The organism is Kitasatospora sp. NPDC001660, from assembly GCF_053596725.1.
Window position 1 is genome coordinate 88,382 of the sequence record NZ_JBSFGU010000003.1, and the last position, 13,367, is coordinate 101,748.

The window sequence follows — 13,367 nt, forward strand, 5'->3', positions numbered from 1 at the left end:
CGTGCCGCCATCGGTGCCATACCTCGGGCGTATCGGCGCAGGTCGCCAGGGGTTAACCCCGTGACGTTAAGGCCCGTTGGCTACCGGCCGGGCCGCCGGTCAACTCTCATGGTTCCCACGCTAATCGTCGCGCCTCCCGTCCGGGGAGAGTTCGCTCCGATTCGAGCGGCTGGCGGCAGCAGGGCAGGCCGCATCCAGCCGCCGGCTCGCAGGCATGTGACGTTGCATCACTGGAGGCCACGATGACCGCACCGCTTGTCCTGGATCAGTCGCCGCGCCATCTCACGGCCGAGCACCGCGAGGAGCTGCTCGGCGTGTTCACCCGCCTTATCGACCTGGGCCTCGACTTCAAGCTCCAGGACTCCGTTTTCCAGGCACGCCGCCAGCCGTTCGAACTGAGGGACACGCTGCTCGTCCCGCTGCCGGAGGAAGGCAGCACGCTCGAGGTGGTACTCGACGAGTTCGTCCGCGACGTGCTGCCCGACTGCAAGAACGAGAACAGTCCCTTCTTCCTCGGGTTCGGCGACACGGGCGATGACGTGGCGGCCCTCTGCGGTGGCCTCCTCTCCCTGTTCACCCAGCAGAACCTGATCAACCAGAGCTTCGACTCCCCGAGCGGCACCTTTGTCGAGATCGCGGTGCTGCGCTGGCTGCGTGAGCTGCTCGGATACCGCAACTCCCCGGTGGAGAGGACCGAGTCGATCTGGGACATCGGCGGGTGCGTCACCCACGGCGGCACGCTCAGCAACACCATCGCGATGATGCTCGCCAGGGAGCACCGCGCACCGGGCACCATGGAGCACGGGATCACCGACCCTTCCAAGCTGTCCATCGTGGTGCCGCGCGGGATCGGCCACTACAGCGTCAAGAGCGCCATGGCGTGGATCGGCTGCGGCTCGCGGCTGGTCGAGGTCGACACCGTCGACTTCCGCTACGACCTACGGGCGCTGGAGCGCACGCTCCGTCAGGAGGTTGGCGCGGTGATGGCGGTCGTCACGTACGCCGGCGACAGTCGCACCCACACCATCGAGAACCTCCGCGCGGTACACGACCTGGTGCGCTCGGTCGACGAGAGCGTCTGGCTGCACGCGGACGCGTGCTGGGGCCTCGCGTGTGCGCTGACGGACGAGCTCAGCCACAAGATCGACGGGATCGGGGGCTTCGACAGCATCACGGTGGACCCGCACAAGGTCATGGGTATCCCGTACGCGCTCAGCGCGCTGCTGGTGCGCGACCCGGCGCACATGAGGATGGTCGCGAGCTACTCGGACCTGATCATGCAGGAGGACTTCGCGATCGGTCAGACCACGCCCTTCATCGGTTCGAAGGCGTGGATGTCGCTCAAGCTCTGGATGATGCTCAAGGCGTACGGCCGGTCCGGGCTCGCGGCCATGGTCGAACGGCGGCTGGACACGACGAGGCGGTTCACGGAGCTGGTGGACGCCTCGCCCAGGCTCGTGCGCCTGAACGACCCCGACCTGACGGCGGTGGCGTTCATGTACGTCCCCGCCGATGTGGACCTGACGGCCCCCGACGTCGATCGGATCAACAAGGTCAACCAGGCCATCCATGACCGCATGCTCGCCGAAGGCACCTGGCACCTACACCAGTTCAGCCTCCCCGACAGGGGGACCTTCCGCCGCGGCGCGACCCTGTACCCGCTCAGGTTCATGGGCCAGAACCTGCGGATCGAGGAGCACCACCTCACCGGCGTGCTCGACCATGTCACCGCACTCGGGCGCGACTGCGAGTAGCACTCCCGGCGGTCGTCAGCCTGCGCGCCGCCGCACCGGCGGCGGCGCGCACTCCTCCCAACCGAGAAGGGGCACCACCATGTCCGCAGCACCCCAGTCCTTGTTCCGGGAGATCTATCAGGTTCCCGGCCTCTACGACCAGCTCCTCCTCCCCCACTACTTCGACGGCGTCGAGGACACTGAGCTCATCGGCCAGCTGATGGAGCGCCACTACGGCCGCCCCGGAGACGCGCCCGACCTGTCCGTCGCCGAACTCGGCTGCGGTACCGGTCGCGTCACGGCCTGCCTCGCCCCGTACGCACGGCACCTGCGCGCCAGCGACTACAGCCGGTCCATGGTCGACACCTTCCAGGCCCGCTACCCCAGGGCCGAGGCACTACAGCAGGAGACCAAGTTCTCTGTCCGCCAGATGCTCGACGAGGACCTGGCCGGCTCCTTCGACGTCGTCGGTGCGTTCTGGTCGCTGAGCTATCCGCTGATGGACTACTTCGAGGAACTGGGCTCCGACGGCATCGTGCCCCGAGTCGACCTCGCGCAGGGGCGCCGGGAGGCAGGCGGTCTGATCCGCGACACCCTCCGTCTGCTCGCGCCGAGCGGGCACCTGCTGGCCCTGTTCTTCGACTCCGAGACCCCCGAGCAGCAGTTGGTCACCAGGGCCTGGGAGAAGGTCGCACCGTTCCCCGGAACCGGACGCGGTTACACCCGCGAGATCCTCCTCGAGGAACTCCAGGACGCGGAGGCACACGGCGAGGGACGACTGCACTACTCCCGGCTCGGCGGGATCGCCGTCGCGCCCAGCCCGGAGGCCGCCCGCGCATGGTTCGCCACCGTCCACATGAAGTCCCTGCCGGTGCTGATGGACGACCCGCACGTGCACCGCGAGATCAGTGCCTTCGTGGACGCCCACACCCAGCCGTCTGGCAAGGTCTTCATCCCCACCGGCGCTTACGTGATCGACTTCTGGGCCGGCCCGGCCGATCGCCACGTTCCGCGCAACCGGGCGAAGGCCGCGTGAACGCCGGCGACCGCCTGCTCCCCCGGCAGCACAACAAAACCCCCTACGACGTCTTCGGGACCGCGGCCGTGCTCCGCGCCGAGTACGTCGGTGCCGACGGCTATGGACTGGCCTACGGGTCGCACGCCGATGGCAGTGCGCACGCCTCGTCTGATCTCGACCTCCTCTTCGTTGGCTTCGAGGTTCTGCCCTCCGAACGGTTACGGGCGCTCACCCGCGACGTCATCGAACTCCACCGGCAGCATGGGCTCGCCCTGGACCAGGAGGTCTCCTACGCCAGCAAGCTCTACGCCACCGTGTACGAGGTCGAGGAGGCCATCACCCTCGGAGGCTTCGCCGTGACACCAGAGGGCGAGGTGACAGTGGATCCCGTGGTTGCGGAGCCCTGGTTCCTCGATTCCCGGCTCTTCAAGCTCCGGCTGGTCCTCAACGCGCTCACGGTTCCGCACGTCTTCCTGGGCGGCGACACCGCAGCGTACGAGAGGCATCGCAACCGCGCCGAGCGGTCCGTCGCCCTGCTCGCCCTGTCCCTGGTCAAGGAGGACGAGGAACTCACAGTCCATGACGTCTTACGCGCGCTGACGGGAGATCCCGGCGGTGTGTGCGGCGAGGACCACCTCGGCTACGACGAGGCGGTGGGCCGATCCCCGGCGCTGTTCTCCTTACTGCAGCGCGGCATGAGCCCGCTCGTGGCCGACGGTGCCATCAACACGCGGGACGGCATCCACCTGCGGCAAGACGGCGACCAGCGCCGACGGCTGCTGAGGGCGCTGCGCGAGCCCCCGGTGGGCGCGTAATCCGCCCACCGGGGGCCACCTGCTACATCCGGTCCGGGGCCTGGAGGCCGAGCAGGTCCAAGCCCCGGGCCAGCGTCTGCGCGGTCAGACGGCACAGGGCCACCCGGTTCGCCCGCATGGCCGGCGTCTCCGCCTTGAGGACCGGGCAGGCGCCGTAGAAGTCCGTGAGGGCCTTCGCCAGGGAGAACAGGTACCCGCACAGCCGGTGCGGCTCCAGCTCCTGGGCGACCTCGCGAACGGTGGCGTCGAAGCCGTCCAGCAGAAGGATCAGCGCGCGCTCCGCGGGGTGCAGCGGCAGCGAGGCGTCGACCGGCTGCTCCAGGGCCTCCTTCGGGGCCTTGCTGAGGATGGTCCGGACCCGGGCGTGAGCGTACTGCATGTAGACGCCGGTGTTGCCCTGGAGCGAGACCATCTGGGCGATGTCGAAGACGTAGTTCTTCGCGCGCGACGTCGACAGGTCGGCGTACTTGACCGCGCCGATCCCGGCAGCCTGGATCACCTTCTCCATCGCGTCGCCGGTCAGGTCGTGCGGCTTGTCGGCCATCGCCTCCCGGGCGCCCTCGACCGCCGCGTCCAGCAGCTCCGACAGCCGCACCGTGCCACCGGAGCGGGTCTTGAACGGGGTCCCGCCGGGGCCCATCACGGTACCGAACGGCACGTGGACGGCCTCGACGTCGTCGGTGAGCCAGCCGGCCCGGCGGGCGGTGGCGAAGACCATCTGGAAGTGCAGGGACTGCCTGGCGTCGACGACGTACAGGATCCGGTCCGCTTCGAGCTTCCGGATCCGGTGGCGAATGGTGGCCAAGTCGGTGGCCGCGTAGCCGTAGCCGCCGTCCTTCTTCCGAACGATCAGCGGCGCCGGCTCGCCGTCCGGGCCGGTCACGTCATCGAAGAACACGCACAGCGCGCCGTCGCTGTCGACCGCGATGCCGGCCTCGACCAGTTCCTCGACGACCTCGTCCAGGAAGGGGTTGTACGTCGACTCACCGGCGGAGTCCTGCTCGGTAAGCAGGACTCCGAGCCGGTCGTAGAGCTGCTGGAAGGCCTGGGTGGACACCGCGACCAGCTCGCGCCACACGGCCAGCGTGGTCTCGTCGCCGCCTTGCAGGGCCACCACCCGCTGCCGGGCACGCTCGACGAACTCGGGATCGGCGTCGAACTTCTGCCGCGCCGCCCGGTACAGGCCGTCCAGCACGGAGACCTGCTCGCCGGCGTCAACACCCCCGGCGCCGCTCCGCCACTGTGCTTCGGGGTGCTCATCGATGTACTGGATCAGCATGCCGAACTGGGTTCCCCAGTCACCCAGGTGGTTCTGCCGGACGACGTCGCCACCGAGGAAGGTCAGCACCCGGACGAGCGAGTCACCGATCACGGTCGTCCGCAGGTGGCCGACGTGCATCTCCTTGGCGATGTTCGGCGCCGAGTAGTCGATGACGGTGCGCGTACCGGCCAGCGGCAGGCCGATGCCCAGCCGGTGGTCCGCGAGCCGGGCCTCGACCTGTCCCCAGAGCTGCGAGTCCGCCACCGTCAGGTTGAGGAACCCGGGGCCGGACAAGCTCGACGAGATCAGGCCGCCGTCCAGCTCGCCCTGGAGTGCCTGCGCCAGGTCCCGCGGCGGGCGTCCGGCCTGCTTGGCCAGCGACAGGGCGACGTTCGACTGGAAGTCGGCGTGTTCGGAGGGTCGGACGAGAGGGTCTCGCTCGGACAGCTCAGGCGGCAGGACGCGGGCCATGGCGGCCGACACGGCTTGCTCCGCAAGGCTGATCGCTGCAATTACCTCAGTCACTGGGATTCCCTCTCCGGCGCAAACGGACAATCGGCTGCCAACTTGCTTAAATAGTAGAGGTGATGACGGAGCGTGGCCGTGTGATTTTGAGGCCATGGACAGCTGGTACCGACCTACGGCCCATGCGGCCGAGTCCGCCTTGGCGCACTCAAGGTGCAGGACGAGCCCTCGGGCGCTATCCAAGGATCATGACTACGTCGACGTGGCCGGCAGACTGGGAGGACCGGAAGGCCGGTCTCGACTGTGCCATGTGCGCCACCCGAGGGGTGGAGGACAACGGCCATGGCCGCCGGATCCTGCACGGGACATTCGCCGACGTCTACCTGAACCGGGCGGCCCTTCCTGGCTACGCCATGGCGATCTGGAACGGACCCCACATCGCCGAGCCGACCCAACTCGACGAGGACGAGGCCGCTGGCTTCTTCCGTGAGATGCTCCTGGCCGCGCGGGCGGTCGAGAGCCACTTCAAGCCCGTCAAGATGAACTATGAGGTGCTGGGAAACTCGGTGCCCCACCTGCACGTCCACATCATCCCCAGGTACGACGACGATCCGGCGCCAGGATCGCCACTCCCCACGTCCTTCCTCCGGCCGAGCCATCCAGCGGATCACCGATTCCGCGCGGATGCCGATGCTCTCCGCGGGCTACTGGCGCAATGCGCTGATGGACTCGGGGGGCCAGACGTCCCGTCTCGGCCCATAGCCGTCGGCCTCGGAGCACCAGTAGCGGGTATGTCGACGACCTGCTGCCCAGCAGCGGCAGTACGCCCACCCGATGCACCGTGAGCACCATCCGAACCAGCGGAAAGTACGGCCTCGTTCAGGTTCACACGCGGGCATAGAGCCGCTATGGGTCTGAAGCGCGCACAAGACGCTGCTGGCCGGGAGTGTTCCCGATCGCCGAAGACGACATCGAGCCAACCAGACGGGCTCGTTCTTGGCGTCGCGGTCGCCGGGGAGTGCGAACTTGTAGCCGATGGCGTCGCCGGAGGGCGCGCGTCGGGTGCTGGTCCTGATGCCGTGCTCGGCGAGGCGGCGCAGGAACTCCTCCTCGGCGGCGGCTCCGACCAGGGACTGACGCACAGCGGCACGGCTGAGCAACAAACCAAGATCTCCAACGGCATCAGTGCTGCCGTCGTCGACATCTGCACCGGCCGCCAGCAGCCGGCCTCGATACGACCGCGGACGTACCTCGCCGGGCATAGCGTTCCCCGACACGGTTGCCCCTGGTCCGGCCACCTGGGCCCGGGACAACCGTGAATCGATATCGAGCCGACGCAGCGCGCCGGCCCCTTGGGAAGAACGGAGGCAGGCGCCGACTTGCCCTTGTCGGCTTGAAGTGGTTCTGGCCCAGGCCGTCTGGAGTGGTCACGGAGCGTCAGTCGAAAAGGGGGCTCGCTTGCGCACGAAGGAGAAGCCGGAGCGTCCAGACACGGCTACGTCCTGCCGCCTCCGGCCTGTCGATCCAGGAACTCGATCAGCCGTGTCTCGGAACGCTCAAACCGCTACCGCTGCTCGCCCGGCAGTGACGCCAGGCCATCCGTGATGTCGATCACGATGCTGCCCTCCGGCGCGACTGAGGCGGCTCAGCGGCGATCGCGAGTCGGCGCCCCGGGGTAGCCAGTCCAGTCGCGTTTGGCTTTCCTCAAAAACCTGGCCAAAGAGCAAATAGCGGTGATCGCTGCCAAGGCATGTTCAGTTTCAGAACTGACCTCGTGGTCACACGGCCACCCGATAACCTCTCGGCAGCGTTCAGCGTCGAGGAGGGGACGGGCCGTGACGGAGCAAGCATTTGGGATCGACAAGATCCAGCTGGTCAAACTGCTGCGGCGGGTGGCCGAGGGCGAAGCTCAGCTGCCGGAGTTCCAACGCGGCTGGGTGTGGCCGGACCACAACATCATCGGCCTGCTCGCGTCGATCTCTCGTGGATACCCGGTCGGCACCCTCATGTTGCTGCAGACCGGCGGTGACGTACGTTTCAAGTGCCGCCCGGTTGAGGGCGCCACCCCGCCCCCGGGCGCCGAACCGGACACCCTGATCCTCGATGGCCAGCAGCGGATGACCTCGCTCTTCCAGTCGCTCATGCTCGGTAAGCCGGTCGAGACACAGAACCAACGCAAGCAGCGGATCTCCGGCTGGTTCTACGTCGACATGGTCAAGGCCCTCGACCCCCAGCTGGACCGTGAGGACGCCATCCGCCTGTTGCCGGCGGACCGGGTGGTCCGCAGCTTCCGGGGCGATCCCATCGAGGACTGCTCGACCCCGGAGAAGGAGTACGCGGCCCGGCTCTTCCCACTCTCCCAGCTCTTCGCCAACCGCGACTGGAGCTACGGCTACGAGGACTACTGGAAGGCGCGGGGTGAGGACGGCCGCAAGTGGTGGCGGGACTTCGAGGAGGCTTTCGTCCGCCCCTTCGAGCTCTACCAGGTGCCGGTTATCGAACTCGGAAAGCAGACCGAGCGTCAGGCTGTTTGCCAAGTCTTCGAGAAGGTCAACACCGGCGGCGTCACCCTCACTGTCTTCGAGCTGCTCACCGCCACATACGCCGCCGACGAGTTCGACCTGCGCGGCCACTGGGACAACGTGGTCCGGGCCACGTGGAAAGCGCCGGAGTACCGCGTCCTCAAGGAGGTTTCCAACACCGACTTCCTGCAGGCCGTAACGCTGATGGCGACGGCCGCCCGGCGAGCCGAGGCGGCTGCCGTCGGGGTCGACGAGGAACGTCTGCCCCGGATCGGCTGCAAGCGCAAGGACATGCTGGAACTGGGTCTGGACGAGTACCGCCGCTTCGCGCCACTGGTCGTCCAAGGCTTCAAGGACGCCGCCAAGTTCCTCCGTCAGCAGTACCTCTTCGACACCAAGTTCCTGCCCTACGGCACCCAGCTGATCCCGCTCGCCGCGATCCTCAGCGTGCTCGGCGAGCATGCCGAACCGGCCGGTGCACAGCAGAAGCTGGCCCGTTGGTACTGGTGCGGTGTGTTCGGCGAGCTGTACGGCGGCTCGACGGAGACCAGGTTCAGCCATGACCTCCCCGAGACCGTGGGCTGGGTGCGCGGCACGGGGGCCGAACCTCGCACCATCCGCGACGCCCGGTTCAGCGAGAGCCGCCTGCTGACATTGCGTACCCGCAACAGCGCCGCCTACAAGGGGATCTACGCCCTGCTGATGAAGGAAGGCGCCGTCGACTGGCGGACTGGTGAGAAGACCGAGATCACTGAGTACTTCGCGGAGGCCGTGGACATCCACCACATCTTCCCGAAGGCGTGGTGCGAGCGGGAGAACATCGCCCGGGGCAGCTACAACTCGATCGTCAACAAGACCCCGCTGACCGGACGCACCAACCGAATCATCGGCGGGGCAGCGCCCTCCTCCTACCTCCCCAGGCTCGCCAAGAACGCCGAGGTGGAGGCGGACACCGTGGCCGACCACATCCGCACCCACCTGGCTGATCCCGCGCTGCTCGCCAAGAATGACTTCGCGGGCTTCTTCGACGCCCGACAGCGGGCCCTGGTCGAGGCGATCGAGAAGGCCACAGGCAAGGCGGTCGTCGCCGAGGACGGGTACCCCACCACCGATCCGGTGGACGAGGGCGACGAAGACTGACCGCCGGCAAGCGCCCTGGCGACATCTCGCCCGAGACCATCCCGGGGTTCGAGCAGCACCTGAGCTGGTCGCCCCGGGTGTCTCTCGGTCCAGTCCGGAAGCGCAGGCGGTGCGCTGCGTGACGGATTATGCATCTAACTCATGGATTTACAACCTATTTTGATGATTAGTCAGTAATGTTGCTACGGTCGCCTCCTTCGTGACAGAAACCCGCGTCTGTCACAGAAAGGGCATGTCCATGAACATCGCCGTCGACCCTGCACGCCTGAGCCTGACGCGCCAGGAGTCCACATACCTCGCGATCCGCACCACACAGGGCGGCCGAACCGTCTACAGCACGCGCGTGCCCCTGGCCGAGTTGTCGGTCATCCTCCCCGTCCCCGACCCCGACAAGGTCGACCCGGACAACCGCCGCGTGGACCTCCGCCACGCCAAGGGCTTCGGTCAGTACCTCGCCGACAACCCCAACTGGGTCGCCCCGGCTCTCCTGGTCCGCGACGCCGGTTCATGCCGATTCGAGCTGCTGAGTGAGGATGGCAGTGTCGGCTACCTCATCGTCCCCTGGGCGATCGGCGGCATCGGCCGGCTCATCACCATCGACGGTCAGCACCGCATCCTCGGCGTCCATCTGGAGAAGAAGCACCTCACCGACGAAATCACCCGCATCGAGCGGGAGCTCTACCGCGCCAACGACGCCCGCAAGGCCAAGCTGGAGGAGGAGCGCGCCGTCACCATGGCGCGCATGGAGCGACTCAAGAACGAGTATGTCGGCATCGACATCTACGTGGAGCTGGACGCCGTTCAGGGCCAGCAGATGTTCGTCGACGTCGCCGACAACGCCAAGGGCATCTCGGGCGCCGTCCGCGCCCGCTTCGATACCTCTCGCATCGCCAACCGCACCCTCTCCGACATCGTCACCCACCCGATGCTCAACGGGAAGGTCGACATCGAGCGGGACCGCATGACTGACGCCAACCGCAACCTCATTGGCGCCAAACACGTCGCCGACATTACCCGCGCCGTCATCGCCGGCCCCGGCGGGCGCGCGAACAAGAAGGTCGAGGCCCTCACCGACCAGGAGGTCATCGAGAACGTCCGCGGCTTCCTCGACGTCATCTCGACGGCCTTTGAAGGCCTCGCCGCCGTTACCGAGGAGGACAGCGACAACTACCGCGCCTCCCTGGCCGAGAAGCCCAAGAAGGGCGAGCCGGTGCCTGAGCCCACCAAGGCCATGGAGTTGCGGAAGAACTCCCTCCTCGGCTCGGTCGGCATGCTTCGGGTCCTGGGTGGCGTCTATCGCAACCTGAAGGACGACGGCGTCGAGGACGGCGACATCCAGGAGTTCTTCAAGAAGCTTGATCGTCACATGGCCGCCCCAGTAGCCGAGTCCAGCATCTGGCGCACCTCCGCGGCTAACGAGCACTTCGAGCCGAACGCCAAGGCGCCCATCATGCGCACCCAGAACATCGTGCAGCTGACCGCCACCATCACCGGCTGGTACAAGAAGGCCCCGAGCGCCCTGTAACACTGGCCGCCCCGCACAGGCGCCCCTCCCCATCTCAATTGGGGAGGGGGCCGCCATTTTCACACGGCGGACTTACGGATCTTGGTCGACCGGGTGGCCGCGCCGCAGTCGGCGCTTCCACGCCTGCCCTCGCCGAGGCCCTGCTTGATCGCCCCTTCTGGAGTGGCGAGACCTGGTGCCTCGAAGGATCCGGCTCCCCTCCCAGAGGTGACTCCGTCACCGAGACCAGGCAGGTCCTGCGCTGCAGCGGCACTCACGGCCCGCGCACCGCCCGCTTCGGGCTCTCTCCCGAACGGGACGCCCGCCTCGCCGCATCCCTCGGCACCGCCGGCTGACGACGGCCCCCGGCAGTCCCGCGGGACAGGCGAGTTGTCGAGCATCAACAGTGGGCCTGGCCGCTCGCTCTGTTCGACGAGCAACCTCCCTCCACCGTGAATCAGCAGAGCGCGTGCCTCAAACCACACAAAATAGATCTCGCCCTCCGAGACAACCAGCCCTCGCCCGCATAGAGGGCGCAACCCGCGAACCGAAATCCGCCGCTCAGACGCCGGCCCCAGCGACCTTCTGGCACGGATCTGGCACGGCAGAGCCGAATTGGTCCAGACAACACGAAAGCCGCAGGTCGCTGACCTGCGGCTTTGATCTGGAGCGGGCGACGAGAATCGAACTCGCGCTCTAAGCTTGGGAAGCTCATGTTCTACCATTAAACTACGCCCGCCTGACGAGCCGTCAGTGACCGCTCGATCGCCTTCACTGTACCCCATGCGTGACACCGCTTGCACGGGTGGCCGGGGGACGTGGCGGAGCGGGCCGGGGTGGGGGCGGGGGGCGTACTGTTTGGGCCGCGTGAGAGTGCTCCGGCAGGCGGGGTCGGGGCGGCGAGCCACGGTGTGGAATGTCCGGAACATCCCCTAATGTGACGCTGTCCCGAGGCCTGTTCCCGGGGCGCGACGAGTACGGGTGAGTACTGGGTTAGGGATGGGAAGGGGATCGATGGAGCAGCGCACCGTCGTTCGTTGTGCCGAGGGGCACCTGTTCAGCACCACCACGTTCCCGATGCAGAACCTCGGACCCGGCCGGCTGGGGCCCGGCCGGCTGATCCGCTGTCCGCAGTGCGGACGGCTGAGGAGTTCGGTGCCGGCCGACGTGCAGGAGCTGTCCGCTCCGCAACTGGCCCGGGCGATGCGGCTGGAGGCCGCTGAGTTCCTGGCCTGACGGCCGGCGCGGGACGGAAGGGGCCCCGGGCGGATTCGTCCGGGGCCCTGTCGTGCACGTAACCTCGAAGCGTGCTGCTCTCTGACAAGGACATCCGGACCGAAATCGACCTGGGCCGGGTCGTCATCGACCCGTTCGACCCGGCGATGATCCAGCCCTCCAGTATCGACGTGCGACTCGACCGCTTCTTCCGCGTGTTCGAGAACCACAAGTACCCGCACATCGACCCCTCCGAGGAGCAGCCGGACCTCACCCGGCTGGTCGAGCCCGATGGCGACGAGGCGTTCATCCTGCACCCGGGCGAGTTCGTGCTGGCCTCGACGTACGAGGTCATCACCCTGCCCGAGGACGTCGCCTCCCGGCTGGAGGGCAAGTCGAGCCTCGGCCGCCTGGGCCTGCTGACGCACTCGACGGCCGGCTTCATCGACCCCGGCTTCAGCGGCCACGTCACGCTGGAGCTGTCGAACGTCGCGACGCTGCCGATCAAGCTGTACCCCGGGATGAAGATCGGGCAGCTCTGCATGTTCCGGCTGTCCTCGCCGTCGGAGCACCCGTACGGCTCGGAGCGCTACGGCTCGCGCTACCAGGGCCAGCGCGGCCCGACGCCGTCGCGCTCGTACCTGAACTTCCACCGCACCGAGGTCTGACCGCAGCAGAGTGCACGCACGGCGGGCGGCCGCCCTCGACACGAGGGTGGCCGCCCGCGGCGCTTCCCAGGCCCGTCAGGCCCGTCAGGCCCGCTTCGGGCGGGTGACGGCGACGAGCTCGGTGCCGTCCTCGGAGAGCCGCAGCTCGGTGCGGAGCTCGGCCAGCTCGCCGAGGTGGTGCAGGTGGGTGCCGCCGCAGAAGATCTGCGCGCCGCCCTCCGGCAGCTCGCAGTGCCACTGGCGGCGGGCGGTGAGCTCGGGGCCCGGCACCTCGATGAGGACGGCGGCGTCGGCGGCGACCCAGGCGGCCAGCTGCGCGTTGACGGCCTCGGTGAGGGCGGGCAGGGCGTCGGCGAGGGCGGGGAGGTCGTCGGTGGCGTCGACCGTGAAGCCCTTCTTCTTGAGCGACTTGCCGAGCCGGTAGGTGTCGGTGCTGGCCTCGGTGTCCATCACCGAGGTGGCCATCGCGAGGCTGTCGAAGTCCGGGTGGCCGAAGGCGTCGGAGCGGCCCGGGTCCTTGCGCCAGCGCGCGGCGAGCGCGGCGTTGAGGGCGAGGGCGAGCAGGTGGCAGCCGCTGTGCGAGGCACTGAGGGCGGCCCGGCGCTCGGCGTCGACGGCGAGCACGGCGCTCCGGCCGACGATGTCGCCCGGGTCGGTGCCGACGACGTGCAGGACGAGCCACGCCCACTCCTCGTCGCCGCGCCGGACCGGGATGTCGGCGCCGACCAGCGGTGCCCCGCCGTCCGGGCCGACCGCCCCGGTCAGGCAGTCGACGACGGCCAGCTCGGCGCCGTCCACGGTGAGCGTGCCGAGGTCGGCGGGCTGGTCGGGCCAGGTGTGGTCGAGCGGGTGGAACGGGGTCGCCGCGGTGACGACGGCGTACCGGCCGTCGGCCAGCGGGTGCACCGCGAGCACCGGGGACTCGCCGGTCACCGCCCCGGCCGGGAAGCTGACGTGGGTGGTGGGGAGGGTCATGCCTGGCTCCGGTGGACGTCGGTCGACAGAGGGTGGACGGGCCCCGGCACG

General features: G+C 68.2%; 11 protein-coding genes and 1 tRNA gene. 9 read left to right on the forward strand and 3 right to left on the reverse strand.

Annotated elements, in window-relative coordinates:
- Window positions 1–242 precede the first annotated feature (242 nt).
- The 3 genes from ACWCXH_RS04030 (at window position 243) to ACWCXH_RS04040 (ending at window position 3,566) form a co-directional block, all read left to right on the forward strand.
- Window positions 243–1,754 carry a pyridoxal phosphate-dependent decarboxylase family protein gene (locus ACWCXH_RS04030; protein WP_449799738.1) on the forward strand — a complete coding sequence of 504 codons (1,512 nt, stop codon included), beginning with the start codon at window positions 243–245 and terminating at the stop codon, window positions 1,752–1,754.
- 79 nt (window positions 1,755–1,833) lie between these two features.
- Complete coding sequence (locus ACWCXH_RS04035) at window positions 1,834–2,769, forward strand: methyltransferase domain-containing protein (RefSeq protein WP_449799739.1); 936 nt, start codon at window positions 1,834–1,836, stop codon at window positions 2,767–2,769.
- Window positions 2,766–3,566 carry a hypothetical protein gene (locus tag ACWCXH_RS04040; RefSeq protein ID WP_449799740.1) on the forward strand — a complete coding sequence of 267 codons (801 nt, stop codon included), beginning with the start codon at window positions 2,766–2,768 and terminating at the stop codon, window positions 3,564–3,566. Before ACWCXH_RS04035 ends, ACWCXH_RS04040 begins: the two co-directional genes overlap by 4 nt.
- Before the next feature lie 22 nt (window positions 3,567–3,588).
- Here ACWCXH_RS04040 and argS read toward each other — a convergent pair whose 3' ends face one another.
- Window positions 3,589–5,352, reverse strand: a complete 1,764-nt coding sequence (gene argS, locus ACWCXH_RS04045) for an arginine--tRNA ligase (RefSeq protein WP_449799741.1) — start codon at window positions 5,350–5,352, stop codon at window positions 3,589–3,591.
- A gap of 188 nt (window positions 5,353–5,540) precedes the next feature.
- On the opposite strand from argS, the gene ACWCXH_RS04050 reads away from it, so the two are divergent.
- The 4 genes from ACWCXH_RS04050 to ACWCXH_RS04065 all read left to right on the forward strand — a co-directional run bounded on the left by ACWCXH_RS04050 (window position 5,541) and on the right by ACWCXH_RS04065 (window position 10,479).
- Window positions 5,541–6,137: an HIT family protein gene (locus ACWCXH_RS04050; RefSeq protein ID WP_449799742.1), complete on the forward strand. Its 597-nt coding sequence runs from the start codon at window positions 5,541–5,543 to the stop codon at window positions 6,135–6,137.
- Window positions 6,138–6,200: 63 nt separating this feature from the next.
- The gene (locus tag ACWCXH_RS04055; RefSeq protein ID WP_449799743.1) at window positions 6,201–6,611 is read left to right on the forward strand and encodes a hypothetical protein; all 411 of its coding nucleotides are present in this window, start codon (window positions 6,201–6,203) and stop codon (window positions 6,609–6,611) included.
- Window positions 6,612–7,127: 516 nt separating this feature from the next.
- Entirely contained in the window at window positions 7,128–8,954 is a 1,827-nt protein-coding gene (locus ACWCXH_RS04060; protein WP_449799744.1) for a GmrSD restriction endonuclease domain-containing protein, read from the forward strand.
- Between the two features lie 238 nt (window positions 8,955–9,192).
- Window positions 9,193–10,479, forward strand: a complete 1,287-nt coding sequence (locus ACWCXH_RS04065) for a DNA sulfur modification protein DndB (protein ID WP_449799745.1) — start codon at window positions 9,193–9,195, stop codon at window positions 10,477–10,479.
- A gap of 644 nt (window positions 10,480–11,123) precedes the next feature.
- Here the strand turns inward: ACWCXH_RS04065 and ACWCXH_RS04070 are convergent.
- Window positions 11,124–11,197, reverse strand: a tRNA-Gly gene (locus tag ACWCXH_RS04070).
- A gap of 260 nt (window positions 11,198–11,457) precedes the next feature.
- Between ACWCXH_RS04070 and ACWCXH_RS04075 the strand changes: the two genes are divergently transcribed.
- Together ACWCXH_RS04075 and dcd are read left to right on the forward strand one after the other, a co-directional pair.
- A complete protein-coding gene (locus ACWCXH_RS04075; RefSeq protein ID WP_449799746.1) occupies window positions 11,458–11,694 on the forward strand; it encodes a hypothetical protein in 237 nt (78 codons plus the stop codon).
- Window positions 11,695–11,765: 71 nt separating this feature from the next.
- The gene (dcd, locus tag ACWCXH_RS04080; RefSeq protein WP_449799747.1) at window positions 11,766–12,341 is read left to right on the forward strand and encodes a dCTP deaminase; all 576 of its coding nucleotides are present in this window, start codon (window positions 11,766–11,768) and stop codon (window positions 12,339–12,341) included.
- A gap of 84 nt (window positions 12,342–12,425) precedes the next feature.
- On the opposite strand, the gene ACWCXH_RS04085 is transcribed toward dcd, so the two are convergent.
- A complete protein-coding gene (locus ACWCXH_RS04085; protein WP_449799748.1) occupies window positions 12,426–13,316 on the reverse strand; it encodes a metal-dependent hydrolase in 891 nt (296 codons plus the stop codon).
- Window positions 13,317–13,367 lie beyond the last annotated feature (51 nt).